Annotated in this window: 21 protein-coding genes and 1 pseudogene; 12 read left to right on the top strand and 10 right to left on the bottom strand. The window is 58.3% G+C overall.

Annotation, left to right across the window (positions count from 1 at the left end):
* A partial coding sequence (locus PY650_RS30295; protein WP_285883516.1) for a MerR family DNA-binding transcriptional regulator occupies positions 1-110 on the bottom strand: 110 nt, incomplete at its 3' end.
* Between the two features lie 614 nt (positions 111-724).
* Here PY650_RS30295 and PY650_RS30290 point away from each other — a divergent pair.
* The 3 genes from PY650_RS30290 (at position 725) to eglC (ending at position 3,539) form a co-directional block, all read left to right on the top strand.
* Positions 725-967 (top strand): DUF982 domain-containing protein, encoded by a 243-nt coding sequence (locus PY650_RS30290; RefSeq protein WP_285883514.1) that lies wholly within the window; start codon positions 725-727, stop codon positions 965-967.
* Positions 968-1,228: 261 nt separating this feature from the next.
* Complete coding sequence (locus tag PY650_RS30285; RefSeq protein ID WP_285883513.1) at positions 1,229-1,483, top strand: DUF982 domain-containing protein; 255 nt, start codon at positions 1,229-1,231, stop codon at positions 1,481-1,483.
* A 625-nt stretch (positions 1,484-2,108) separates the two neighbouring features.
* On the top strand, positions 2,109-3,539 hold the full coding sequence (eglC, locus tag PY650_RS30280; protein ID WP_285883511.1) for an endo-1,3-1,4-beta-glycanase EglC: 1,431 nt from the start codon (positions 2,109-2,111) through the stop codon (positions 3,537-3,539).
* A gap of 174 nt (positions 3,540-3,713) precedes the next feature.
* Here eglC and PY650_RS30275 read toward each other — a convergent pair whose 3' ends face one another.
* Together PY650_RS30275 and PY650_RS30270 are read right to left on the bottom strand one after the other, a co-directional pair.
* Entirely contained in the window at positions 3,714-5,024 is a 1,311-nt protein-coding gene (locus tag PY650_RS30275) for an HlyD family type I secretion periplasmic adaptor subunit (protein WP_285883510.1), read from the bottom strand.
* Positions 5,021-6,766: a type I secretion system permease/ATPase gene (locus PY650_RS30270; RefSeq protein ID WP_285883509.1), complete on the bottom strand. Its 1,746-nt coding sequence runs from the start codon at positions 6,764-6,766 to the stop codon at positions 5,021-5,023. Before PY650_RS30270 ends, PY650_RS30275 begins: the two co-directional genes overlap by 4 nt.
* Positions 6,767-7,358: 592 nt before the next feature.
* On the opposite strand from PY650_RS30270, the gene PY650_RS30265 reads away from it, so the two are divergent.
* Positions 7,359-8,726, top strand: coding sequence for an FAD-containing oxidoreductase (locus PY650_RS30265; RefSeq protein ID WP_285883508.1), 1,368 nt, complete (start codon positions 7,359-7,361; stop codon positions 8,724-8,726).
* 146 nt (positions 8,727-8,872) lie between these two features.
* Here PY650_RS30265 and PY650_RS30260 read toward each other — a convergent pair whose 3' ends face one another.
* Positions 8,873-10,183: an ABC transporter ATP-binding protein gene (locus tag PY650_RS30260; protein WP_285883507.1), complete on the bottom strand. Its 1,311-nt coding sequence runs from the start codon at positions 10,181-10,183 to the stop codon at positions 8,873-8,875.
* A 31-nt stretch (positions 10,184-10,214) separates the two neighbouring features.
* Positions 10,215-11,948: an ABC transporter permease gene (locus tag PY650_RS30255; RefSeq protein ID WP_285883506.1), complete on the bottom strand. Its 1,734-nt coding sequence runs from the start codon at positions 11,946-11,948 to the stop codon at positions 10,215-10,217.
* Between the two features lie 491 nt (positions 11,949-12,439).
* Here PY650_RS30255 and PY650_RS30250 point away from each other — a divergent pair, with 491 nt between their 5' ends.
* Together PY650_RS30250 and PY650_RS30245 are read left to right on the top strand one after the other, a co-directional pair.
* On the top strand, positions 12,440-13,498 hold the full coding sequence (locus PY650_RS30250; protein WP_285883504.1) for a sensor histidine kinase: 1,059 nt from the start codon (positions 12,440-12,442) through the stop codon (positions 13,496-13,498).
* Complete coding sequence (locus PY650_RS30245; RefSeq protein ID WP_285883503.1) at positions 13,495-14,127, top strand: response regulator transcription factor; 633 nt, start codon at positions 13,495-13,497, stop codon at positions 14,125-14,127. The genes PY650_RS30250 and PY650_RS30245 overlap by 4 nt, the downstream gene beginning before the upstream one ends.
* A gap of 238 nt (positions 14,128-14,365) precedes the next feature.
* Here the strand turns inward: PY650_RS30245 and PY650_RS30240 are convergent, their stop codons facing one another.
* Positions 14,366-15,856 carry a globin-coupled sensor protein gene (locus tag PY650_RS30240; RefSeq protein ID WP_285883502.1) on the bottom strand — a complete coding sequence of 497 codons (1,491 nt, stop codon included), beginning with the start codon at positions 15,854-15,856 and terminating at the stop codon, positions 14,366-14,368.
* A gap of 314 nt (positions 15,857-16,170) precedes the next feature.
* The gene (gene htpG, locus PY650_RS30235) at positions 16,171-18,060 is read right to left on the bottom strand and encodes a molecular chaperone HtpG (RefSeq protein WP_285883501.1); all 1,890 of its coding nucleotides are present in this window, start codon (positions 18,058-18,060) and stop codon (positions 16,171-16,173) included.
* A 494-nt stretch (positions 18,061-18,554) separates the two neighbouring features.
* Here htpG and PY650_RS30230 point away from each other — a divergent pair, with 494 nt between their 5' ends.
* The gene (locus PY650_RS30230; protein WP_285883500.1) at positions 18,555-19,574 is read left to right on the top strand and encodes an Lnb N-terminal periplasmic domain-containing protein; all 1,020 of its coding nucleotides are present in this window, start codon (positions 18,555-18,557) and stop codon (positions 19,572-19,574) included.
* Between the two features lie 22 nt (positions 19,575-19,596).
* Here PY650_RS30230 and PY650_RS30225 read toward each other — a convergent pair whose 3' ends face one another.
* A complete protein-coding gene (locus PY650_RS30225; RefSeq protein ID WP_285883499.1) occupies positions 19,597-20,154 on the bottom strand; it encodes a hypothetical protein in 558 nt (185 codons plus the stop codon).
* 201 nt (positions 20,155-20,355) lie between these two features.
* Positions 20,356-20,856 (bottom strand): histidine kinase, encoded by a 501-nt coding sequence (locus PY650_RS30220; RefSeq protein WP_285883498.1) that lies wholly within the window; start codon positions 20,854-20,856, stop codon positions 20,356-20,358.
* Between the two features lie 149 nt (positions 20,857-21,005).
* On the opposite strand from PY650_RS30220, the pseudogene PY650_RS30215 reads away from it, so the two are divergent.
* Together PY650_RS30215 and PY650_RS30210 are read left to right on the top strand one after the other, a co-directional pair.
* Positions 21,006-21,179: pseudogene (locus PY650_RS30215) on the top strand (helix-turn-helix domain-containing protein); the annotation flags it as partial.
* The gene (locus PY650_RS30210; protein ID WP_285883517.1) at positions 21,172-21,354 is read left to right on the top strand and encodes a hypothetical protein; all 183 of its coding nucleotides are present in this window, start codon (positions 21,172-21,174) and stop codon (positions 21,352-21,354) included. The pseudogene PY650_RS30215 and the gene PY650_RS30210, both read left to right, overlap by 8 nt.
* Positions 21,355-21,409: 55 nt before the next feature.
* Here PY650_RS30210 and PY650_RS30205 read toward each other — a convergent pair whose 3' ends face one another.
* Positions 21,410-22,180, bottom strand: coding sequence for an alpha/beta fold hydrolase (locus tag PY650_RS30205; RefSeq protein ID WP_285883496.1), 771 nt, complete (start codon positions 22,178-22,180; stop codon positions 21,410-21,412).
* Between the two features lie 279 nt (positions 22,181-22,459).
* Here PY650_RS30205 and PY650_RS30200 point away from each other — a divergent pair, with 279 nt between their 5' ends.
* The 3 genes from PY650_RS30200 (at position 22,460) to PY650_RS30190 (ending at position 25,879) form a co-directional block, all read left to right on the top strand.
* Positions 22,460-23,062, top strand: a complete 603-nt coding sequence (locus tag PY650_RS30200; RefSeq protein WP_285883495.1) for an ANTAR domain-containing response regulator — start codon at positions 22,460-22,462, stop codon at positions 23,060-23,062.
* Positions 23,059-24,285 carry a CmpA/NrtA family ABC transporter substrate-binding protein gene (locus PY650_RS30195; RefSeq protein WP_285883494.1) on the top strand — a complete coding sequence of 409 codons (1,227 nt, stop codon included), beginning with the start codon at positions 23,059-23,061 and terminating at the stop codon, positions 24,283-24,285. Before PY650_RS30200 ends, PY650_RS30195 begins: the two co-directional genes overlap by 4 nt.
* Positions 24,286-24,604: 319 nt before the next feature.
* Entirely contained in the window at positions 24,605-25,879 is a 1,275-nt protein-coding gene (locus PY650_RS30190; protein ID WP_285883493.1) for an MFS transporter, read from the top strand.
* The last annotated feature ends 18 nt before the right edge of the window (positions 25,880-25,897 follow it).

Raw genomic sequence — 25,897 nt, 5'->3', positions numbered from 1 at the left:
CCCGGCGTATGTTCAGCCACCAGACGGCCTTCAGCTTCCCATCGGCGCAATGTCGTGATCGACACGCCCAAAACTTCCGCCGCTTCGCCTATGCTCACATATCTCTCCATTTTGGATCGATATACACAGATTCACTAAGATTGCAAGCGAAATGTTCTAACCCTGCAACCACAGACTAAGTTCTTTTCCGGACTTCTGAATAGCACTCCAAAGGGTCCTGGGCATAAAATCATAGCCCAAGCGCGTCAATTGCATCACATCGAACGGGTGGTCGACGATCAGGTCCGCATTTCCGATCTCACGTCTCAGAGCCTGCAGGGTTCGCTGAACCTAAGAGGTAACACTTAGATTTCTACAGTAGAAGCATTTTTGGCCGCAAAATCCCTCAGGTCGCCCGTGACAAGAATGTCGGCCTCGGCTCTAACCTTGATGATTAAGTTCCTTATCGTCCCATCTCAATACAATCAGATGCCGTTCTTTCGACAATCTTGTGCTATTATCCTATTGTTTGACTTGCCAGCGTCGGTCGACCGGCCGGCCGGTTATATGCCCTAGGGCATAAGCTCTCCCGCCCAAAAAAGCTGCCTTATTTGTAACCCTGATTTGTAATTCGGCTTACACGTGCAGCTTTCTCTTGCGGAGATGGAATTTTTTGATCTCGTTTTGGAACAGACGGGTAAAACCATCGTTTGTCTAACTTACCTGTAAGGCAAGGAGGAAAAGAATGAGCGCTCTCGCATGGGAGGCACCAGTCTCCGTCATTGTCAGCAGCGGAAAACAAAAGGCCGTTAAAAGCCCAGCCGAGGCCGTCGGTTGCCTGGAAAAAGAGTGGCCCATCGCTGATGGCGTCTTTTTGAGGGAGGCCAAGAAGGTTTGCCACGCCGCACTCGAACATGAATGTACGGCGAGCGAGGCACGGGACGCCTTCGAGATGGCCTCGATCGAGGCGCTTCTGGTTTGCCGTTGAGGCTATTGCCCCTCGCTCTCCCGCCGGCGATGATGTCAGGCGGCGCGACGATAAGCTCGACCGAGATAGTCCTCACAGTTTGAGCTTTAGCCGTGTTAACCACAATCACACCCGCGTCACCATCGGCGGCATCTCACACGGGGGCATTGTCTCTCTCGGGTCAGCTTTGGCGATTGGCCAAAGGCGGATAGGCCTTGCCGCCCTCCCCGGAACGTTTTTTGCAAGGTTACCGAAATCGATATGTTTCGGAGGTAATGCGTTTTGAATCGAGACACCTTGCAACCATTTTCTGCCGTCACGCTGGTGATGGGAGGCGCGGAGGGTTATCGGCGGGTCAATTCGGTACGGGAAGCGGCCGAGACCCTGCTGGAGCATTGGCCAGTTGAAGATGGTGAAGAATACGTAACGGCAGTGCGTGTCTGCCTCGATGCGATGATGGGTGTGATCTGCCCAGAAGCGGCCCGAGAAGCATTCATCAAGGCGGCAGAAGAAGCCGGGATATCCCTGCTGCAGTGAGCAACGAGGCATTCTCCGTCTCGCAGACAGCATGCAGTGCCGTATCTCCATCCCTCGGAAGCGGTGGATTGAGATCGTTGAGGCTGAGCCAAACGGTCTTATCGATCATTTGCGTCCGTCCATTGGGCCCAAAGAATTGTCGCACCGCGATAAGCAACGGGAACCAAAGGGCTTTATCTTAGTTTCTTACGGGCGGGATGTTCGCGCCCGCAGCTCTTGGTGTACCACGCCGGCCACTGGAGCGTGAGCCCGCCGCGACTATCAACTCCCGGTCTGCGGCGGGCTTTTGTTCGTGGCTGGCGCCCCCTAAGCAAGCTTGCAGCCTGTTAATGCTCAGCCGAGCCGATCACCGCGCCGCCGGCTGGATAATGCGCCCTGCTGTACCACCCACCTTGGGCACGCTTGATCACTACGCCACGAAACGGGACGCGACGTCAGAGGCAGCATGCGATTTGCCACGACTTTAAACATGAGTGACCTTTGAACCGGCCAAATTTTATAAAAAGCTGAAATTAGCGTCTTCGGGGGTGTGCTGCGATGCAGAAGATGTTATCCCTCTAACTTAAGCGCGGAGGAATGTTAGCGCTGCGGAGGAGATAGCCAAGCACAACGGAAGAGGTTTCCGATGCCCAATTCAGTACTCAATGCCCTTGGCCAACCGCTCTACTACAGCGGGACGTCGACAAGTTGGTTTTCCGCCACGGGCTCTGGTCCGACGCTTAACGGCACGGCTGGAAATGATTCGATGTACGGTGACGGCTCCGTCAACGTAACGATGGTGGGCGGCACTGGAGATGATATCTACTATCTCTATTCGAGCCTCAACCACGCGTCCGAAGCGCCAGGTGGAGGGGTGGACACCATCAACACGTGGATGGACTACACCCTGCCCGACAATTTCGAGAACCTCACGGTGACCGGTGATGGCCGTCATGCCTTCGGCAACAGCCAGGACAACATCATCACCGGTGGGTCAGGCAGCCAGACCATTGATGGCGGCGCAGGCAACGATGTCCTGACCGGCGGCGGCGGTGCCGATACCTTCATCGTCACCAAGGGTAATGGCAGTGATCTGATCACCGATTTCAGCAGCGACGATAAGGTGCGCCTGAACCATTACGGGCTGACATCCTTCGATCAGGTCGTCAGTCATCTGACGCAGCAAGGCGCCAATCTGCGGCTCGACCTTGGCGGCGGCGAGAGCCTGGTTTTCGCCAACAAGACCGTTGCCGATCTGCACGCAGACCAGTTCCAGCTCGGGCTCGACCGTTCCGCGCTGACGCAGACCTTCTCGGACGATTTCAATACGCTCTCCCTTCATCAGGGCACGCAGGGCACCTGGGATGCGAAATACTGGTGGGCGCCGGACAAGGGCAGCAGCATGACTGGCGAGCTGCAGTGGTATGTCAATCCGTCTTACGGCCCGACCGCATCGGCCAATCCATTTTCCATCTCGAACGGCGTGTTGACGATTTCAGCCAAACCGACGCCCGATGCGCTGAAATCGCTTGTCGACGGCCATAACTATACGTCCGGCATTCTGAACACTCATTCCACCTTCTCCCAGACCTATGGATATTTTGAAATGCGGGCCGAGATGCCGCATGACCAGGGCACATGGCCAGCCTTCTGGCTTCTGCCGGAAGACGGTTCCTGGCCGCCGGAACTCGATGTGGTGGAAATGCGCGGGCAGGATCCGAACACGGTCAATGTGACGGTCCACTCGAACGCAACGGGCCAGCACACGATGCAATCCATGCCGATTGAAGTTCCCAGCACCGCTGGTTTCCACAATTACGGTGTGCTGTGGGATCAGGATCAGATCGTCTGGTATTTCGACGATGTGGCCATCGCGCATGCGGCAACACCGGCCGATATGCACAGCCCGATGTATATGCTGGTGGATCAAGCCGTCGGCGGCACCGCCGGCACTCCGACGGACAGCCTGAAAGACTCGGAGATGAAAATCGACTACATCAAGGCCTATCAGTTGAACGACCACCTCACCCAGACGGCAGCTGCCGCGGCTGCCCATACTCCGGACTGGCATATCTGATAGGGTCCGACGTTGAATAGAGCGGTTCAGCTTTCCACGGGGTCGCCGGACCGCTCTATCGTTTTGTTTTACGCAATTTTCGGACCTGAAATTGCTCCAAGCGTTCGCCGCAGCCGCTGATGTCAGCGGCGCGGCTTCAAGTTCTAAAGCGCCAGGAGCGCCGCTCGAAGCCCCCTAATCCTCTCTGAATGCACGCTTTATCTGATCGGTCATCGGCTTGGTCAGATAGGCGAGAACGCTTCTGCGGCCGGTCTGCATGAATGCCTCCACGGGCATGCCAGGAAGAGGCGTCAGCTTTCCCAATCGATCCCACTCTTGGCTCGGCACTTTGGCGCGAACGATGTAATAGCTGAGCCCCGAGTGCTGATCGGTCGCCAGATCAGCCGAGATGGTTTCGACGCGCCCGTTGAGTTCGGGCGTAATGCGCTGGTTGAAGGCTGAAAATCGCAGCGCGACCACCTGCCCGACGGCGATCTGGTCGATGTCCTGCGGCGAGAGCTTAAGCTCGGCGACCAGTGCGTCCTTGTCAGGCACAATCTGCATGATCCCTTCTTTCGGCCCGATCACGGCGCCGGCGGAATGGACGGTCAACTGATCGACAATGCCCGACTGTGGCGCCCTGATGTCCACCCTTTTGAGATCGTCCTCGGCTGCAATCAGCCGCTCCGAAAATTGCCCGGTATCACTTTCGGCCTGTCGCAATTGGTCGGCGACTTCCGAGCTATGGTCCTTGTCGATCTGAATGATCTGCAGCTCGGTCTCGGTAATCTTGCCGTTGGTCTGCGCGATCGACGAGACAAGGTTACCGAGCTCCCCCGTCAGGCGAGCGCTGTCTCGCTGCAGCGAATAAACCTTTGCCGCCGGAACGATACCTTGATCGAACAGTCGCTGGAGGCTGCCCAGTTCCTTGTTGACGAGCTCGATCTCGGTTCGTTTCCCCTTTTCCTGCGCGTCAAAGCCGTCCACTTCCTGTTTCAACTGCTGAACTCTCTCGCGCAGCTGTGACTTCTGGCCCTGTCGCGATGCCAACCGGTCGCTGAACAGTTGGCGCTCGCCAGCAAGGATGCTTGCGACGTTATCGTCGCCGCTGTTGGACAAAAGATCCGCCGGAAAGCCGATCTCACTCTTGTCGTCGCGCTCTGCGACCAGACGCGCCGTTCTGGCGGAAAGTTCATTCAATCGCTTTCTGATGATGCCGAGATTGGCTCTCGTTTGCGTATCGTCCAGCCGGATCAATATCTGGTCGGCATCGACATGATCACCGTTCTTCACCCGGATTTCGCCAACGATCCCGCCTTTGAGGTGCTGAACGGTCTTTACGTAGCTGTCTACGACCAAGGTACCGGGGCTGATGACTGCTCCCGAAATCTTTGTTGCCGCCGCTAGACCGCCCATGACGCCGAAAAGAAGAAGAATCGTCGTTAGCACGAAAATGGATAGGCGGCGGATCGCACGCTCGGTGGAAGGCAAGCCCGTATCGATCATCCGCTCACATCCTCGCCGGCTATCATCAATCGCACTGGCCCGGGCCCCGAATGCCTCATGGATGTGCCGAGAATCTCATCCTTGGGTCCAAACGCCTGTAATTGGCCGTTGGCAATGATTGCGACCTTGTCCGCCGCGGCCAGGGCGCTCGGCCTGTGCGCAACGACAACGGCTATGCCGCCGCGCGCCCGGACGCCCAACAGGGCTTTGGTCAAGGATGCCTCACCCTCGGCATCCAGATTGGAGTTCGGCTCGTCAAGAACCACTAGGAAGGGATCGCCATAAAGGGCTCGTGCCAGGGCAATGCGCTGCCTCTGGCCGGCGGAAAGTCGCGAGCCACCCTCGCCAATGATCGTTTCGAACCCATCCGGCAATTTGACGATCATGTCGTATACGCCTGCAGCCTTTGCCGCCGCTATAACCGGCCCCGGCTCAATGTCCTTTGCGAAGCGTGAAATATTTTCGGCTATCGATCCGTCGAACAAACCGACGTCCTGAGGCAGATATCCGACATGCCGTCCGAGGTCGCTCCCCTCCCATTGCGACAAGGCTGCCTGATCGAGCCTGATCGCACCGATCACAACTGGCCATAATCCAGTGATCGCTCTTGCAAGTGACGATTTTCCCGAAGCGCTGGGACCGATCACGCCGAGCACAGTCCCCGCAGTTATCTTGAACGAGACATTGCGGAGAATGAAGTCGCGGCTGCCGGGAGACGTAAGACTTATATTTTCGACGCTGAGGTCTTTTTGCGGCGGCGGCAGAGCCATGGCTCGGTGTTCGCTGGGGATCAGATCCAGCAGCTTGGCGAGGCGCGACCAGCTTTGGCGGGCAGCGACAAAGCCCTTCCAGTGCCCGATTGCAAGCTCCACTGGAGCAAGCGCCCGCGTGACCATGATCGAGCTGGCGATGATGATGCCGCCCGTCGCCTCCTGCTTGATGACAAGGATCGCGCCGACAGCCAAAACACCGGACTGCAGCATCATCCGCAATATCTTCGCAATCGTGGTAAGCGTGCCGACGATGTTGCCGGCAGAGAGCTGATTTCCCAGATAGTCCTCATTCATGGCCGTCCATTTCTCGGTGAGGCGGCCGCTAAAACCCATTGCCACCACCGCCTCCCAGTTTAGCCGCGCGGCTTGTGCAAAGCCGAGACGCGCCGCAGCGGACTTCGCGGCTTGCTCCGCCGGTTTTTTGGACAGCATCTCTGCGAGCGCTGTCAGCACGACAAGCACGACGGCGCCGCACAAGGCGGTGAGGCCGATCCAGAAATGAAACAGAAAACACAGGATCAGATAAAATGGCATCCATGGCAGGTCGAACAAGGCAGTCGAGCCGCCTCCAGACAGAAACGATCGGACCTGTTCCAGGTCGCGAACCGACTGCAGCCCATCATCGGCCGCTTGCAATCTCGTTGGCAGGTAGACGAGCGAGCTGAAGACTCTTAGGTTCAGCCGTTGATCGAGAGACATGCCCACGCGCGTAAGCAGCATAGAGCGCAAGAGTTCGAGCGTTCCCTGGAATATGAACAGGGTCGCGGCGATGATCGCAAGCCCCGCAAGCGTTGGCAGGCTGCGGCCCGGAATGACACGATCGTAAACCTGCAGCATGAAAAAGGAGCCGGTCAGCGCCAGCATGTTTATCGTGGCGCTCGCAATAGCAATGCTGAAAAACGCCTTTCGAAGGGAAGACAGCATCACGGAGATGAATTTTTGCGGTGGTTCTTTCGGACGTTTAAGCACGTTGCCTAAATCCTTAAGTTATCCTTTGCACGCAGCAGAGGTGCCTCTGAAGTTCGTCAACGCCGTTTTCTTGCCGGTGACTGGAGCTGGAACGCGCACGAGCGCCGGGCGGCATTGGTGGCGACGGCAACGGCCGCGCCACGATCAAGCCTCTAGCCTAAAGGTCGACCGCCACCCTTATTGACTTCGCTTTCAGCCTCAGTGAATCCAGTCAAAGGGTATCGCATGCTATCTCCTTGCCGCACATATGCGATCAGACATGGCTTAGCGGCGCTTGCCGTCAAGGTGCGGAAACATTTCTGCGGGGACCGCAATGTGGCTGCCCTGAGCGCCAACAATGCGTCCCAACGGCAAAAGGACGCGCTGGATTGCAAAAGAGCTTAGCTTGAGCAACACGATGCTAAATAACAAAACGCAAATACGCGTTGATTTGCCGCAGACAGGAGCTTTTTCGAAAAATCATTCGATTGCTCCTTCAGGTTTTCGATCCAGGTTTCGCGCAACTCTGCTAAATTGCGGGCAGGCTGAGGGGTGCCGGCATCCAGTCCGACCCAGTGTAAAAGGCGGAGATCAACCTGCGGGATGGATAACCATGAAAACCTTCGACGCGATTATCATCGGTGCCGGTCAGGCAGGACCATCACTTGCCGGACGGTTTGCGGCTGCAGGCATGACGGTTGCCCTGATAGAACGGAAATTCGTCGGCGGGACCTGCGTCAATGCCGGCTGTATGCCGACCAAAACCCTGGTCGCGAGCGCCCGAACCGCACATGTCATTAGGCGAGGCGCGGACTATGGTATCCAAACGAGCGGCGGGATATCGACGGATATGGCGGCGGTGGAGAAACGCGCGGCGACCGTCATAAATAATACGAGGAAATCGCTGACAAGGTGGCTTGAGGCCACCGACAGAATTTCGCTGATACGGGGACATGCGCGCTTCGAGAACGCAAAGACCATCCGCGTCGGCGATGAGAAATTGACGGCGCCGCGGATCTTTCTCAATGTCGGTGCCAGGCCAGCCATTCCCGCGCTGCCCGGCCTTTCGGACGTCGACTATCTGACCAGTACCTCCATCATTCACTTGACCGCCCTGCCCCGCCATCTTGCCATCATCGGCGCCGGCTATATCGGCCTTGAATTCGCGCAGATGTACCGTCGCTTCGGCACCGAAGTCAGCATCATCGAACGCGGCCCGCGACTGGCCCCGCGAGAGGATGACGATATCTGCCAGGCCATCGCCGAAGTTCTTCGCTCCGAAGGCATATCGATCCACACGAATGCGCAGGATATCAAGCTGTCGAAAAGCGGCCAGCACATCCGCATCTCGACCACCGGCAATCCGGATGTCGAAGCAAGCCATCTCCTCATCGCGACGGGGCGCCGGCCGAACACCGACGATCTCGGCCTTCCCGCGGCAGGCGTGGCGCTCGATGACAAGGGCTATGTCATCGTCGACGATCATCTCTCTACCAATGTCGACGGCATATGGGCACTTGGCGATTGCAACGGTCGCGGTGCGTTCACGCATACGTCTTATAATGATTTCGAGATTGTCGCCGCCAATCTCCTGGACGGTGAACATCGGAAGGTCAGTGAGCGTATCCCGGCTTACGCGCTCTATATCGATCCGCCGCTCGGGCGCGTCGGAATGACGGAACGGGAAGCCCGGGCAACTGGGCGACCCATCTCAACATCCACGATACCGATGAGCCGCGTCGGACGCGCCATAGAAAAGGGCGAGACTAAGGGCCTGATGAAGGTCGTCGCCGATGTCGATAACGGACAGATACTGGGTGCCGCAATCCTCGGTGTCGAAGGCGATGAAGCGATCCACGGCTTCATTGATGCGATGCATGCGGGGACGCCCTATCCTGTCCTCAAATGGGCCGTGCCGATCCATCCCACGGTATCCGAGCTCATTCCTACGCTTCTCGGCGGGCTGAAATCGGGCCAGTAGTTTGACCGCATCTCGCCTTCAAGCGGTCAACGACGGTGCCGGCCCCCTTACTCGGGTCGCACGATCGTATCGAACATTCCGAAGCAACGAGGGCTAGGAGTTGGCTCGCCCCGTCGGGTTTTGGAGCTTCGTTTGTCGGGCCGCCATTACTGTGGATTTTCGAGGCTGAACATCTCAGTTTGCTCGTCGTAGGCGAAGAGCTCGGCATATCGTGACCAGGAGACGATCGTTTTCAACGTATCGTCAGCGTAGGATTCCGTCATGTAGTCCTCCAGCTCGTTGCGGAAGCGCGTGGCAGGCGCTGTGTGGTTCGGGCGTTCGTCGAGCACGCGGCGGATCAAGCCGATAACCGGAACATAAGTGAGCAAATGTTCGGCGAAGAGTTTCTTGCGGGAATCGGTCTCCAGGTGTGCGAATTTCTGACCTGCATCGGTCAACACGATGTCGCCTTCGCTGAGCTGGGCGAAGCGCAATAGTTGCAGTGCTTCACCAAGATGAAAAAGTTCGTCCGCCTCCAACTGTAGCGTGCCGGCGAGTACGGGTAGATCCGCCCGCCCGTGATAGGGTGCTCCGGCAAGCGCCTCGATGAGGCCAGACAGGATATTGGTCGAGACCGGCTCCAGGACCATGCCCATTCCTGTGCCAGGAATGCCTTCCATAGCGGGGGAGCGCGGTTCCGCCCGCTGCGTCATCAGGGCGTAGATATTATCGACGAGTTGGCGGAATGCCGGATCGAGCCGGTTGCGCGGATGCGGCAGATCGACCTTCAGCTCGCGCGCCACACGGCCGGGGTTGGAGGAAAAGACGAGGACGCGGTCGCACATCAATACCGCCTCCTCGATATTGTGCGTGACGATCAGCACCGACTTGATCGGCAGTCGTCCTTCGATCCAAAGGTCGATCATGTCGGTGCGTAGCGTCTCGGCCGTCAGCACGTCCAAAGCCGAGAACGGCTCGTCCATCAACAGAAGGTCGGGATGGACCACCAGTGCGCGGGCGAAGCCGACGCGCTGGCGCATGCCGCCGGAGAGTTCCTTGGGAAAGGCATTTTCGAAGCCGTCGAGGCCGATAAGGTCGATCGCCGCAAGAGCGAGCTTGCGCCGTTCGGCACGGTCGACGCCTTTGGCCTCCAGGCCGAGCTCTACGTTCTGCAGCACCGTCAGCCAGGGAAATAGAGCGAAGGACTGGAATACCATCGAGATGCCGACCGGCGGGCCGTTGATCGCCGTGCCACGGCATTGCGCCTGACCGGACGAAGGCGAGATCAGGCCTGCAATGATGCGCAGCAAGGTCGACTTGCCCGAGCCGGATCGGCCGAGCAGGCCGACGATTTCACCCTCCTTGATCGTCAGGTCGACATTTTCGAGAACGACGACATCCTTGCCGCTCGGCTTCGGGAAGGAGCGGCAGACTTGCTGGATATCGATGAGCGGGGCTTTTGCGATTTGGTCGAGCATGGGAACAATCCTTTTAAAGCCGGGAATTCGATCAACCGAGGCGCAACCGGCGTTCGCCAAAGGCGTAAAGCGGGCGCCAGCACAGGCGGTTGAACAGAGTGACGAAGGTGCACATCACCACGATGCCGAGCACCACGCGCGGAAAGTCGCCGGCCGTGGTGGCCTGCGCAATGTAGGAGCCGAGGCCGGGCGTCGTAAGCTGCGTGGCGCCCCAGCTTGCGACCTCGGCCACGATGCTGGCGTTCCAGGAGCCACCCGAAGCGGTAATGGCGCCGGTGATGTAATAGGGAAAGATTCCGGGCAGGATTACCTTGAGCCACCAGCGCCATCCTTGGATGTGGAAGCTGCGGGCGGCTTCCTTGAGATCACTCGGGAAGGCCGATGCGCCTGCGATGACGTTGAAGAGAATGTACCACTGTGTGCCGAGGATCATCAGCGGGCTCAGCCAGATATCCGCGTTGAGCCCGAAATGCACGATCAGCACGACGAACACGGGAAAAGCGATATTGGCCGGAAAGGCTGCCAGGAATTGTGCAAGAGGCTGAACCTTCTCCGCGAGCTTTGGGCGCAATCCGATCCACACGCCGATCGGCACCCAGATCAGGGTGGCTAGCGCCATCAGAACAATGACACGCAACAAAGTGATGAAGCCGTCGGCGATCGCCGTCGCCACATCCGACCAGCCGATGTTGGCCCTGAGATAGTTGATGCTGAGATAGGCGGCCCATGCGGCACCGGCGATCACCACCGCCATCCAGATCCAGTCCATCATACGGGTGGTGGCCGCGGTGGCTTGCCGCGACCCAAGCCGCGGCAGTGCCGGCAGCCGGAATGTCCAGACCAATCGCGCCACCCCTTGGAAGGGCGCGGCGAGAAGGCGGGTAATCCGTGCCCGACGGAATAGATCGAGGATCCACGATGTCGGCACGACGCCGGACGTGGTGGTCTCGAAGCGGAACTTGTCTGCCCAGGCCACCAGGGGGCGGAACAGGAATTGGTCATAAAGGACGATCACCACCAGCATGGTGACGACGGCATAGAAGACTGCCACGATGTTCTGCTGCTTGATGGCAAGCGCGACGTAGGAGCCGACGCCCGGCAGGGTGACGGTGGTGTCGCCGACCGTGATCGCCTCGGAGGCAACGACGAAGAACCAGCCGCCGGACATCGACATCATCGTGTTCCATACAAGCCCCGGCATGGCAAAGGGCACGTCCAGCCGCCAGAAGCGCTGCCAGCCGGTCAGATGAAAGCTCCTCGCCGCTTCCTCCAGGTCTTTGGGCTGGTTGCGCATCGACTGATACATGCTGAACGTCATGTTCCAAGCCTGGCTGGTGAAGATGGCAAACACCGAGGCGAACTCCGCCCCCAGCACGCTGCCGGGGAACAGGTTGAGGAAAAAGGTCACGGTGAAGGTGAGGAACCCCAGGATCGGCACAGACTGCAGGATGTCGAGGATGGGGATCAGGACCATTTCGGCTCGCCGGCTCTTGGCGGCAATGGAGGCGTAGATGAGCGTGAAGATCAAGGAGAAGACGATTGCCAGCAGCATGCGCAGCATGGTGCGCAACGCGTAGATCGGCAGATTTGAGGGATCGAGCGAAAGGGGCGCAGTATCGAGCGTCGACAGGGGAACCGTCGTGACCTCGGCGCCGTAGACGACGAGAACGATGATGCCGACGACGATCAGCAGTGCCATCAGGTCCCACAGGCTCGGCAATATGGAACGCCGGACGGCAAGCGGAGTGAATGTCTGAAACGTCATTGGTAAACTCTGTTCGCGTTAGACATGACGGTGAACGCAGAGACGCAGATGCCCGATGTGAAAAGCGTGCTGCTTTACTGCTTTGTGCTGCTGGTTGTCCGATAGGCCGTTTTTTGGGATCCGGTCCGAATACGAAGACTATAATGGCGCCATCGCAGCCGAGCCACGTTGCAACAGGCAAGAACCGAAAGACCTTAGGGTATCGGCGATATACGTTGGTATAGTCCGGCAGATTCGTGTTGTCGTTCGACCCGAGTGGGGAGACAAATGTTTCGCGTGACTGATAAATTATACATCCGACAAGCCGACGAAGGACCGCACTGGGAGAACTGATCCGTGTGCGATATAGGCGATGTTGCGGAAGGCTGCTTCAGCCCCATGCAATCTGTGCGTTGCGATCGGCGCGTCGGAGATCGAGCTGGCGTGCCGCGCGAGGCGTCGGCATCTGGCGGGGTACAAACATTCCAATGAGCCGCAGCGAACGAGACGCAATGCCGTCACGACAACACAACCGACCGAAACTTAGAGCCGCAGCGATATTGGCATTGCTGGTGGCAGTGTTTGTCGCTGACACGGTCACGCGGTTCGAGATCGCGATAGCAGTCTTCTATATTGTCGTCATCCTTCTGGCGATCGGCTACATGTCGACCCGCGGTGTGATTCTTCTGGCTGGCCTGTGCGTCGGTCTGACGGGCCTCAGCCTGCTTCTATCGCGGCACGGTTCGTTCGAATCCGGGCTCATGAATTGCGGCATCAGCGTCGCGGCTATCGCAACGACGACCTATCTCGTTCTCAAGACCGTGGCGGCTCAAGCTTCTGCTTTCGAAGCACAGGCGCAGATGGTGCGCGTCGCCCGCCTGACCAGCCTCGGCGCGTTGACGGCGTCGATCGCCCATGAGGTCAACCAGCCCCTGGCGGCGATCGCAACCAGCGGCGGCGCCTGCCGGCGCTGGCTCACCCGTGATCCGCCGAATATCGACAAGGCCCGGCAAGCCATCGACCGGATCATTCATGATGCCAACCGCGCTGGCGATGTGATTGCGCGGGTCCGAAGCCTGGCCAAGAGCGAGCCTCCACACCGGGAAGCGTTAGACCTCAACGAGGCGATCGGCGAGGCGATCGCCATCGCGCAGAACGAGATGGAGAACAACAACATCATATTGCATCTGAGCCTCGCCAAGGATCTGCCGCAAGTGCTTGCCGACAGGGTGCAGATCCTGCAGGTGATCGGGAATCTGTTGCTCAATGCGATGGAAGCGATGCACGACGTGCCAAGCTTCAAGAGGGAACTGGAAATAACGACGTTCCGGGAAGATCGGGACAGGCTCGCTTTCACGGTGACCGATGCGGGGATCGGTATCAAGCCGGCAGCACTTGATCATTTGTTCGAGTCCTTCTGGACGACGAAGGAAGGCGGCACGGGCATCGGCCTGTCGATCAGCCGTTCGATCGTCGAAGCCCATGGCGGTCAGATTGCGGTGACATCAACGCCGCGCATGGGTGCGACGTTTCGCGTCAGCCTGCCGGTCGCCGAGAGGAATTTCGCATGAGAGCGCCGCTTCCGACCGGCGAGACGAAGAAGCCGATCGTCTACGTCATCGATGATGACCAATCCGTGCGCAACGCGCTCGAGGATCTGCTGACTTCCGTCGACCTCAACGTGATCTCGTTCGGCTCGACGAAGGCGTTCCTTGATCATGGTCTCGCCGACGCACCGGCCTGCCTAGTGCTCGATATCCGCATGCCCGGGCAGAGCGGGTTGGACTTCCAGCGGGAGATGACGAGGCTCGGGTTTCGCCTTCCGATCATCTTCATCACTGGTCATGGCGATATCGAGATGTCGGTGCGGGCGATGAAGGACGGCGCCATCGAGTTCCTGACCAAGCCATTCCGAGATCAGGACCTGCTCGATGCCATCCACCAGGGTATCAGGAAGGATACCCTGCGGCGCGCCGAGGACGAAGTCACCGCTGAACTTCGAGAACGCCGTCTCGGCCTCACAGCGGGCGAGCAAGATGTCATGCGGCTTGTGGTCCGCGGTCTGTTGAACAAGCAGATCGCTGCAGATCTTGGAGTGAGTGAGGTCACGGTGAAGGTCCGGCGCGGTCAGGTCATGCGCAAGATGCAGGCTGGAACATTGGCCGATCTGATCAGAATTTGGGACAGACTAGCGGAATAGCGGCGGGAAATCTGAGCCGATGTTCTTCGATGCCGGTGCGATTGTTAACAAATAAGCATTGGCTTCGCGGTTCAGCTTTGCCCGGTGCGGCATCCCGGCTCATGCTTCACTCGGTCTTGGCCTGCGATTTCGAGCGGCTTTTGTTCCGACGCCCTTCATGAAGGCGCCTGGCACCTTCGCTTTCCAGGGCCGTTTCCCGCCCCTCTTTCACCTTTAGGATCGATCGCCCGCAGCCGCATCAGGCGGCCCGGCTCAGCTGAGTGGCTTTTCCACCGGCGGCACCAAAACGCTCGAGGAGACGTACGAGATTCTCGACTTCGTTGCGAAGCCGGCGTGTCTCCGCGGAGGTGCGTTCGACCATGCCGGAATTCTGCTGGGTGATCGTATCCATACTGCGGATTGCGACATTGACCTCGTCGACACCGGTTGCCTGATCGCGCGCCGTGCTTGCGATGTCGGAAACGAACTGGTTGATGACATCGATGCGGCCGATCATGTCGCTCAGCGCTTCGCCCGTATCGTTGACGATACCCACACCCTTGTTCACCTGATCAGAGCTTTCCGAAATGAGCTGTTTGATCTCCTTGGCGGCCCCGGCACTTCGCTGCGCCAATTGCCGGACTTCTTGGGCCACAACTGCAAAGCCTTTGCCTGCATCTCCGGCGCGGGCCGCCTCGACGCCGGCATTAAGTGCCAGCAGGTTCGTCTGAAAAGCGATCTCGTCGATCACGCCGATAATTTTCGAAATCTCGCTTGACGACTGTTCGATCGCTGCCATGGCCGAGACGGCATCGGTGACCAATTGCCCTGAGTTTCTTGCCCGTTGCTGGGTTTCGCGAACTGCCCCGGAGGCCTTTTCGGCATTCGCAGCCGTCTGACCGACGCTGACAGTCAGTTGCTGAAGGGCAGCCGAACTTTGCTCGACGCCGGCTGCCTGCTGGGCGGTCCGCAACGCCAAATCGTCTGTTGCCTTCGATATCGTCTCGGTTCCGGCCAGGATCTCGCCTGAGGTGCTGTGAACCGATGCGAAAGAGTTGCGCAACGCGCCAACTGCCTCATTGTAGTCCGAAGCCATTTCCTGGAAGGTTCCCGGCAGATCCGCCGGCAGTTTGGCATCGAGATCGCCCTTGGCAAGCGCCGAAAGCGCCCGACGCAGATGCGCGAGCGCCAGCGTCTGGTCCGCTTCGGTGCGCATCCGTTCCGCTTCGAGCTCTTTGCGCTTGTCTTCGAGGGCTTCAAGGTAAACGCTGATGGAATAATCCATGTCCAGCATGGCTGCTTTTACGACAGCGGAAATTCCTGCCGACAGCTTCTTTCCTTGGCCGCGGCGAAAGAACGTCGACGAATGCTTTTCAACAATGCCCTTAATCAGTTCCGACATGACGAGCGCGTAGCCGCCTATGTACCAACGGGGCTCCAGGCCGACCCGGGCATGCGTTCTGCCAATGGCCTTCACACCCTCTACGTAAGGGGCATCGAAATTTCCATTGGCGAGGTTGGCCCAATGCTCCTGCTGCTTCTTTTTGGCTCCAGCCATGTGGCTTTCACTATGGAAAAAGAAAGCTGCGCCAGCCGCCTTCGTAATCTGCCCATAGAGTTTATCCAGAGCGCCGCCAATTTTTTCCGCGATCAGCGGCCGCAATTCTCTCAGCGTGTCGCGAGATTCGGCGTCGAACTCGATAAAATCAAGACGTTGGTGAAGGGTACTCGTCGAATGTTCAGAGGTCATTTAAAATCTCGGTCAAAGGATGGCGCGGCGCAGAGCCTGCTTGCTTCCTTGTCGCCAAATATGGTTTCCCGAGAGTTAAGCTGGCGCTATGGTTTGTCGCCGATAATCACCTGCCCGAGGCTTTTACGAAGCTGAGCGGCTGACCGGAAGCCACCCCCCAACACAAGCTTCCTGCCTTAGATGGCAGTCGCATTGGAGTAACTTTAAGACAGCCGCGGCAAGCTGCTTTCCATTTTTGACTGATGGGTCAAGCGGCAGCGGATGGCAGACGACCCATCCGCTGCGCAACATCAGGTCGGGCAAACCGCCTTTCTTTACTGCAACGCCCGCTCCATCAGCCGCGCCAGCCGCTCGGCGAAGGCGCGCGGATCAGCTGGTTTGTCACCGTCCAAAACCCGTGCCTGGTCAAGCAGCAGGAATGCCGCGTCATCGCGCAACGAAGGCGCATCCGCTCTCGCGGCGATGGCCTTGACGACGGGATGATCCATGTTGATTTCGAGGATCGGCTTGGCGCCAGACTCCAAACGGCCGGCTCCCTGCAGGATCTTCTCGAGCTGCCGGTCATAGCCCTGGTCGGAAGCAACGAGGCAGACGGCGCTTTCGATCAGACGATCGGACGCGCGCACATCGGATACCTCGTCGGCAAGCTTCTCTTTGGCATAGTCGAGGAAGGCCTGCACTTCAGCGGAAGCGCTTTCGCTTTCCGGCTTGTCTTGATCCTGCTTTTTGAACTGGGCGAGATCCGCGGAGCCCTGGGTGATCGACTTCAAGCTCTTGCCCTCGAATTCCGGGGCATTGGTGACCCAGAAGCTGTCGACCGAATCGGTCAGCAGCAGAACTTCGATGCCGCGGGCGCGGAAACCTTCGAGTTGCGGCGAAGCTTTCAGCTGATCAAGGCTGCCCCCGACCAGATAGTAGATCGACTGCTGGCCTTCCTTTGCGTCCTTGACGTAATCGGCAAGCGAACGGTAGTCGTCTGCAGACGCGGTCGTGCGGAAGCGCGAGAGGGAAAGAAGCTGCGAGCGGCGCTCGAAATCCTCGTAGATGCCCTCCTTGATGAGGCTGCCGAAATTCTCCCAGATTTTCAGGAAGGCGTCCTTATCGCTCTCCGCCTGTTTCTCGATCGCCGTGATAATGCGGTTGGTGACACCTTTGCGGATCGCCGTCAGGATTGCGCTTTCCTGGATCATCTCGCGAGAGACATTCAATGGCAGGTCGGCGGTATCGACAAGCCCGCGCACGAAGCGAAGATAACGGGGCAGCAATTCCGCCTCGTCGGTGATGAAGACCCGCTTCACATAGAGCTTCATGCGGCCCTTGCGATCCGGGTCGAAGAGGTCGAACGGCTGGGAACCAGGGATGAAGGCGAGTGCGGAATATTCGTGGCGGCCTTCGGCACGAAAATGCACTGTCAGAGCCGGCTCGTCATACTGGCCGGACACACCGCGATAGAAATCGGTATATTCTTCGCTGGTGATGTCGTTCTTCGACTTGGTCCAGAGCGCGGTGCCGTCGGTCAACTGCGTGGCTTCGGCGCCAGGCTTCTCGGCAATCTTGATCGGCACCGGCACATGGCCGGATTGCTCCTTGACGATGCGCTCGATGCTCCAGCGAGAGGTGTAGCTCTTCGCATCGTCCATGAGATGCAGGGTAATGCGCGTGCCACGTACCGGCGCCTCGCTGACATCGATAGGGCTGACGCTGTAGCCACCCTTGCCGTCGGAAGACCAGAGCCAGGCACTATCGGCGCCCGCACGGCGCGATACGACATCGACGCGATCGGCGACCATGAAGCAGGAATAGAAGCCGACGCCGAACTGGCCGATGAGTTGCGCGCCCTCGCCCTGCTTGCTTGCCTCGATGCGTTCCATAAAGGCCCGCGTGCCGGAGCGAGCGATCGTTCCGAGCGCTTCGATCATCTCGTCGCGGCTCATGCCGATGCCGTTATCCTCCACCAGCAGCCTGCCGCCCTCCTCATCGAGCGTCAATACGATACGGCTGTCGGCATCGCTTGCTAGCAATGCAGGCGTGGCAATTGCCTCATAGCGCAGCTTTTCGCAGGCATCGGCCGCGTTCGAAATCAGTTCCCGTAGGAAAACATCCTTATCCGAATAAACCGAGTGAACCATCATGTGCAGAAGGCGGGCGACGTCGGCCTCAAAGACGTGGCTCTCAGCGGGATATTCTGCGGTGGTCGTCGTCATGCTTCTGGTCTCCTGGAAGTTTTGAAAGTCGCGCCGAAGAGGTGGCGGAAGAAGAGCAAAATTTCAAGCCACTGATGGGCCGGTTAGTTCAACACGGATTTTTCCGTCATGTAAGGTTGAGCTGGAACAACACTAAGATAGTACAGATAAGCAAGTCCGTGCATCTTCTGTCGAAAGCTGTTCGAATTTCAGCACTTACGCAGCCAAAAACGGGCCGTCGCACGATCCTGTTGTCAGGCCTATTGTCAGGCCATTGATGAGCTTGCGGGCAGGAGTCAAGCCCTCTAAGATTTATAGGGCGACTTCGAATCCGCAGAGCCGCTCAGACGAAAATGGAAGATGTCGGTCGCTCTGCAACGTAAGACATGAAGGTGCCACACGCCTATCGAGGCTGCGCGGGCGCGGTGCCGGAACGAGCGGTACCAACGGATAGTCATAGGTGATCATACGCCGTTCGGTGTCGATTGACCGGCGAACTAAAGAGGGGCCGGAAATTGCGTCGCATCACATGGGTCGCTCTTGCCCTTCCATTTGCGCTCTTTATAGCGCTGTTGTCCGTCTGGGCTTCGCTGGCCATTTGGTATCGTCTGCCGACTGACGAATTCATCCGGGCGCTGACTGCGGGCCTGTTCATTCTCCTGGGTCTTGCCACGATCGCGGCATTGTTCGGCCGCTGGCATATACAGGCAGCAGTGCTGGCTTTCGTTCTGGCTTTCGCCATCACCGTGGGCTGGTGGAGCACAATCAAGCCGCGCCTGCACGCCAATTGGGCACCTGACGTCGCCAGACAGGTAACAGGCACGCGCAATGGCGACATGCTGACGCTCATCAACGTTCGCGATTTCGACTGGCGCAGCAACACTGATTTCACCGAACGCTGGACGACCAGAACCTATGACCTCACCAAGATAGAGACCCTCGATCTTTTCATGTCCTATTGGGCGGGGCCTGAGATGGCTCACATGATCCTGAGCTTTGGTTTCGACGGCGGCGACCAGCTTGCCTGGTCAATCGAGGTGCGGCGTCGCGAAGGCGGCGAATTTTCCCCAGTCGCGGATCTCTTCAAGAGCAACCCTCTAGTGATCATTGCTGCAGACGAACGTGATGTGGTCGGGGTGCGATCGAATGTCCGTGGCGAAGACGTACAGCTCTATCGCCTGAAGGTGTCGCCAGATGCCGCGCGGCAACTACTGCTCGAATATGTCGATGACGCGAATGCTCTTGCCGAAACGCCGGAATTTTACAATTCGATCACGACGAATTGCACGACCACCGTTGCGAAGATGATGCGTGCCGTCGGCGCTGCCATACCATTCGACTGGCGGCTTATCGTCAATGGCTACATTCCCGACTACGCTTATGATCGTGGTGCGCTCGACACGACCGTGCCACTTTCGCAGTTGCGCGCACTCGCTCATATCGATCATCGAGCCCAGGATGCAGGCCTATCATCGGATTTCTCTCGGGCTATCCGGGTCGGTGTGCCGTCTCCAAATTCTCAGACGCCTCCCTGAAAATTCAATTCCGCCTGCACTGCTAGACTAGCTTTGTCGCCGATGCAGAGCGCGCGCATACCAGATTAGAAACCAGATTATGCCCGAAAAGACGTTGGCCCCCGTCAATGAACGTCGGGTTTACGGCCCCATCAGGATGAAGTTGCTGGATAAAAGGATCGTTTTGGCCGTCGAGGAAATAGGATTGCAGCCGCTCGTAAATCCTTGCATTCTCCCTCTGGCTGCAGTGCCACATCGTCTGTCCCAGCGCATCGCCGAGCGCCATCGATCGCGGCGCTCTCCCAGGCATCGTTGAGAAAAACTGTTTGGCGATGGTGTGGAACAGATTGAGTTGCGAATTGTGCCGCAGTCGGCCGCTCTCGTTCAGATCCTCGAAGTAACCCTGGACCATATCGAGACGGTACGCCTTTCCTTCAACATAGGCTACCATCACCTGTGCGATGATAACCTGTTCATTCGCCCAGTTCGGGAATACCGCGTTCTCTTCCAGCAAAGCGCCATCGACGACAAAGATGCTCCGCATATCCGGTCCGAGGATAATCGTTTTCATCTCATAACTGTCGACGATCCAGTGCGCCATCTCACCGATCTACCAGGTTATCGTCTGTAATTTATAGCCGCCTTCTGACAGCGACCTGAATCGCTTTCATGTTGGCTATGCTGCATGCCATTTGTTATCTTCGCGACGCCGACCAGGCCATCCACACCTTGATCAGGTGACCGTAAAAAAGCAAAGGCAACTTATAAGTGGCTGCCTCTGCTATTCCCCACTTTTGAAGGCTCAATCGTTGATCGGTTTGAGCGAATGCATAATGTTCTGCACCGCTTCGTCATGCTTGTCCTGCGTTTCCTTCGACCCCCAATAGGTGACGACCAGGAGCTTGTGCTCGGACGGCTGGAGCAGGCCGAGTTCGACGTCGACCGGGCCGTCCTTGTCTTTGCCATCCCATTCGAGATGCGCCATCTTCATGCCGTTCAGCACCGAATCCGGAAATTCATGCTTGGACTTATCGTCGATTACGACGCCGTTTTTCATAAGGAAGTCGATGACGTCGTCGAGTGTCTTATCAATTGTTTTTTCACTGGCGATGTCGATAGAAAAATAAATCGCCGAGTCCGGCGAGGTTGCATCGACGCCGGTTTCCGTCTCCTTAGGTCCCCAGCTATGCGGAATTGACACTTCGGCGATCGGTTCATCGCTCGGGAACTGTAGGGTCTCGCTATGGGCGAGAAACGGGAAAGCAGCGGCAAAAACCGCGGCGATGAAAAGCTTTTGTTTCATGTAAGGTCCTATCAACGTCGATGGTGTGCCGTTTTGGCGCCGGCGGGCGTGGGATTCACGCGCCACCGGCAGAAGTATCGACGACCCATTGCGAAAACTAGGTAAAGGCGGTCTACCCTGAGGCTCAATATTGGGATGTTTTTGGACGGCGATTGCGACGTGCCTTCGAAAGACTGTCGCATTGCATTGGAGGTTTCGCTGCGATAGCGCTCACCAATATCGCCGCCGAGACCGGCTTTGCCGATCAGGCGCATTTCACCCGCGTCTTCCGCAAAAACGTCGGCCTCACCCCGGCAAACTGGAAACGAAGCCAGATTGCCTAAAAGCCACAGGCGGCGAGCGATTGCCGGCATCCGCTACGAGAAAATGGGCTGGGGCGCTTCGCTCAACGTCGCCAACTTCTTCGACAAGGACTATGTCGCCGGTTGCGCCGGACAAAATGTCTGCGGCTACGGCGAGGCGCGGACGATAACGTTGAAGCTCAGCAACGCGTGGTAAATTGAGGCCATCGCATGCCGGCTACGCTTTGCGAGCCGGCATGCGACTGGCTTTGTTACTTCGAGACAGTCTTTGCGGCTTCTTCGATGAGCTTGGTGACGTCGTGCGGCTTTGATAAAAACACGGCGTGGCTCGACTTGACCTCATAGGTCTTGCTTCCGGCACGCTTTGCCATGCTGCGTTCAAGGTCCGGATTGATCGACCGATCTTGCGTTGCAACAAGCGCAAAGCTCGGCTTGTTTTTCCAAGCGGGCTCACCCGCTTCGGCGCCAAATGCCTTCTGCGAGGCAAAGACCTGCGACTTGGCGATAAATTCCGCCTCAGCCCTTGGCAGGTCAGCGGCAAAGGCCTCATGCACCGCGTCCGGGTCCAAATAGAGGAAGCCGTCCGGCGTTGCCTTGATGCTGCCCTTCCTCATGTTCTCGACGGGATTGCTCTGAGCAAGCGTTAACAGGCTTTCGCCCTTGTCGGGCTGAAAAGCCGCAACATAGACGAGCGCGGAGACGTTGGCGGCGTTGCCGGCATCGCTGACGACCATGCCGCCATAGCTATGGCCGACAAGGACAGTTGGACCATTTTGCAGCTCGAGGACGCGCTTGGTCGCCGCGACATCGTCAGCCAGCGAGGTCAGCGGCTCCTGAACGATCGTAACCTTGTAGCCGTCCTTGGTCAGAAGGTCGGACACGGTGCGCCAGCCCGAACCATCGGCAAACGCGCCGTGGACGATGACGACGTTCTTCACTTCGGCAGCCGAAGCAATGGACCATGAACCCACCGTCGTTGCCGCAAGAGCCATAGCCGCCCGGAACAGAATCTGCTTGATCACGGAGATATCCTTTCATGAGATAGTTTGCGCGATATTTATTATGATACAAACTATCTATCGCCATTCTTTGCTTGTCCAGCTGCACGGGGCGAGCAATTTGTGCGCCAATGTGTACCGCCGGCCTCTTTATACATTGGCTTACAAATTTTCCGGCAGCGGACCCGATGAGCGCCCTTTGCCGTTGCGATTGCGGCAAACCGATCGTAAGGAAACTCAGGGCGGCTATGGCGGCAAGCATTGCTTCAGCCTGTGAGCTTGGGCCAGAGGCGATATGCGACAATGAAATCTCATACCATTGCCGTGTTGGTCATAGACGAGAACCGCATTCGCGCGTCGATCATCGAAGCCGGATTGCACGAGGCCGGATATGGGAACGTCACAATCGTTCATGACATCAACGGTATCGCCCGCAAGATCAGCGAGATCAATCCGGATGTGATCGTCATCGATCTGGAAAATCCCAATCGAGACATGCTCGAAAACATGTTTCAGCTCTCCCGCGCCGTGAAGCGGCCGATCGCCATGTTCGTCGACAGGTCGGACGAAGCCTCGATCGAAGCGGCCGTCGATGCCGGCGTTTCAGCCTATATCGTCGACGGGCTCAAGCAAGAGCGGGTGCGGCCGATCCTGAAGATGGCCATCAGCCGTTTCAACGCATTCGCGCGCCTCAATCGCGAACTGGAAGAGACCCGGGGCGAACTCGAAAACCGCAAGGTGATCGACCGCGCCAAAGGCCTGCTGATGAAATCGCGCGGCATTTCGGAAGAAGAGGCCTATGCGCTAATGCGCAAGACGGCCATGAACCAGAACCGTAAGATTATCGACATCGCCCAAAGCCTGGTAACCGCGATCGGCCTGCTTGATCCAGGAGAAAACGCATGACGCAGCCACACGAGATCGTTGCCGGGTTCCTTCCCCTTCTCGATAGCGCCCTGCTCGTCATCGCTAAGGAACAGGGTTTCGCCGAGGCCGAGGCGATCGACCTCAGGCTGGTGCGGGAGGTCTCCTGGGCCAATATTCGCGACCGGCTTGCGGTCAGCCGCTTTAATGTGGCGCATATGCTCGCCCCGATGCCAATTGCCTGCAATCTCGGGCTGACGCCGCTGGCTCCGAGGATGATCGTGCCGATGGCGCTCGGTCTCGGAGGCAATGCGGTGACGGTCTCAAACGCGCTTTGGGAGCAAATGGCCGCCGCCGGCGCGACAACCGACCTCGATGCCGGCCGCAACGGCAAAGCCCTTCATGAGGTGGTCCTCAGCCGCCGAGAGCACCCACTGCGTTTCGCCGTCGTCCATCCGCATTCCGGGCACAATTATGAGCTGCGCTACTGGCTCGCCGCTTGCGGCATAGATCCCGATCGCGACATCGAAATCATCATCCTGCCGCCGCCGGAAATGCCAGATGCGCTCGGTGCCGGCCAGATCGACGGATATTGCGTCGGTGAACCCTGGAATACGGGTGGCGTCGTCAGCGGCAAAGGCCATATCGCAACGGTTAAAGCGGCGATCTGGAAATCTAGCCCGGAAAAAGTGCTCGGCGCCAATGCCGGCTGGGCTGACGATCACCCGGAAGCGATGGCCGCCCTCCTGCGTGCTCTGTACCGCTCGGCTGTCTGGTGCTCCGAGCCGCTGAACCGGGAAGATTTGGCCTCGACCCTCGCAAAGCCCGCCTATATTGGCCGCCCCATCGATTGGCTGCTGCCGGCCCTATCCGGCGATCTTAAAGTCGGCGGCGGCCAGGTCACGAGCGTCAAGGACTTCTTCGTTCCCCGTGCGAAGGCGGCAACCTTCCCCTGGAAAAGCCATGCGCTGTGGTTCTATACGCAAATGGTGCGCTGGGGGCAGGTCGTTCACGACGATGGCAACGAGACGATTGCGCGCAACACTTATAGGCCGGACATTTACCGGACCGCGTTGCAGCCGCTTGGCGTACCCCTGCCCGGCGCCAGCGCCAAGGTCGAAGGCGCTCTTCGCGTGGAAACGCCGGTCGGCTCCACCGGCGCCAGCCTGACGCTCGGCCCCGATGGCTTCTTCGATGGCGGCCTGTTCGATCCGAACAAGATCGACGCCTATATCGACGCACAGAGGGCGGCCAAAGGCGGCTGAGCACCCTGCTCGATTAATGTGCACCGCAGCAAAGGCCGCCCAAGATTTGACCATCCCGTCATCGGGCCAATAAAGCCTCGAATTTTTTTCCATTGATATTACAAGACTTTCCGGGCTTCCCATATTTGGCACGCCGCTTGCATCCTCAGTTGCGAGGCCGAAAAGGCTCACCTATTGGCGTCCAACGTGGGGCGTCTCAAGCAAAGCTGCTGACCAGGATTGACGAACACGCTTTCAGCGTGCGCGAACCCTGACCAGCAGCTTTTTTGTTTTAATTCGAACCGAGGGAAGGCGCGACGTTGTCGCGCACGGAGAAGCTATGCCCGCTTTTGACCAATCGCAGACATCGTCCTTCGACGCACCGCAACGCGCGCTGTGGATATCGACACTCGCTTTCACGATCTGTTTTGCCGTCTGGACGATCTTCGCGATCATCGGCATTCGCATCAAACAGGAACTTGGCCTGAACGAAGCCGAGTTCGGCTTACTGGTCGGCACCCCGGTCCTGACCGGTTCGATCGTCCGTATCGTCCTTGGCATCTGGACCACGCGCTATGGCGGCCGGCTCGTCTACACGCTCACCATGCTTGCCGCCGCCTTGGCGACCTTTTTGTTGTCCTATGCCCACACCTATGCGCAGATGCTCCTCGCCGGCCTCGGCGTCGGCCTTGCCGGTGGCTCCTTTGCGGTCGGTGTCGCCTACGTCTCACCCTTCTTCCCGCCCGAAAAGCAGGGAACGGCGCTAGGCATCTTCGGCGCTGGCAATGTCGGTGCTGCTGTGACCAAGTTCGCGGCCCCTTTCGTCCTCATTGCCTGGGGCTGGCAGGCTGTCGCGGAGATCTGGGCGCTGGTGCTTGCGGCCATGGCAGTCGTCTTCTGGTTCACCACGACGGATGATCCGGCCTTCCGCGCTCGTCGCAATGGCGGCGGCGCATCCAAGAGCCTCCTGCAGGAATTCGCACCGTTGAAGAACGTGCAGGTCTGGCGCTTCTCGCTCTATTACTTCTTCGCGTTCGGCGGCTTCGTCGCCCTGTCCCTGTGGCTGCCCCGTTATCTGGTCGGCGTCTACGGCTTCAACCTCGAGACTGCCGGCATGGTCGCCGCAGCCTATTCCATCCCCGGCAGCATCTTTCGCGCCTTCGGTGGCATGCTTTCCGACAAGAAGGGCGCACGAAGCGTCATGTACACCATGCTAGCGGTATCGGCGCTCGCCACCTTGATCCTTTCGCTGCCAGCCGCCACCGCAGCAGGCCCGGCCTTCGGCATCACGCCGGCCATCTTCATCGTCGTCATCTTCATCCTTGGCTTCTTCATGAGCCTCGGCAAGGCGGCCGTCTACAAACACATTCCCGCCTATTATCCCGGCGCTGTCGGCGCTGTCGGCGGCATTGTCGGCATGATGGGCGGCCTTGGTGGATTTATCCTGCCGATCGCCTTCGGCCTTCTCAAGGATATGACCGGCCTATGGTCGAGCTGCTTCATGCTGCTCTTCGCGATCGTCGCGGTCTCGATGATATGGATGCATCTTTCCATTCGGCAGTTGCAGCGCAACAGCGCCGCGGCCGCAAACACCAGCGTTTTTGCTGCCCAGTAATTCGGATCGGAATTCCCC

Origin of the sequence: Martinezella calliandrae, assembly GCF_030272695.1 — a bacterium.
GTDB lineage: Bacteria > Pseudomonadota > Alphaproteobacteria > Rhizobiales > Rhizobiaceae > Rhizobium > Rhizobium calliandrae.
The sequence above is the reverse complement of the archived record's forward strand: the minus strand, read 5'-3'. Positions and strand labels throughout refer to the sequence as shown.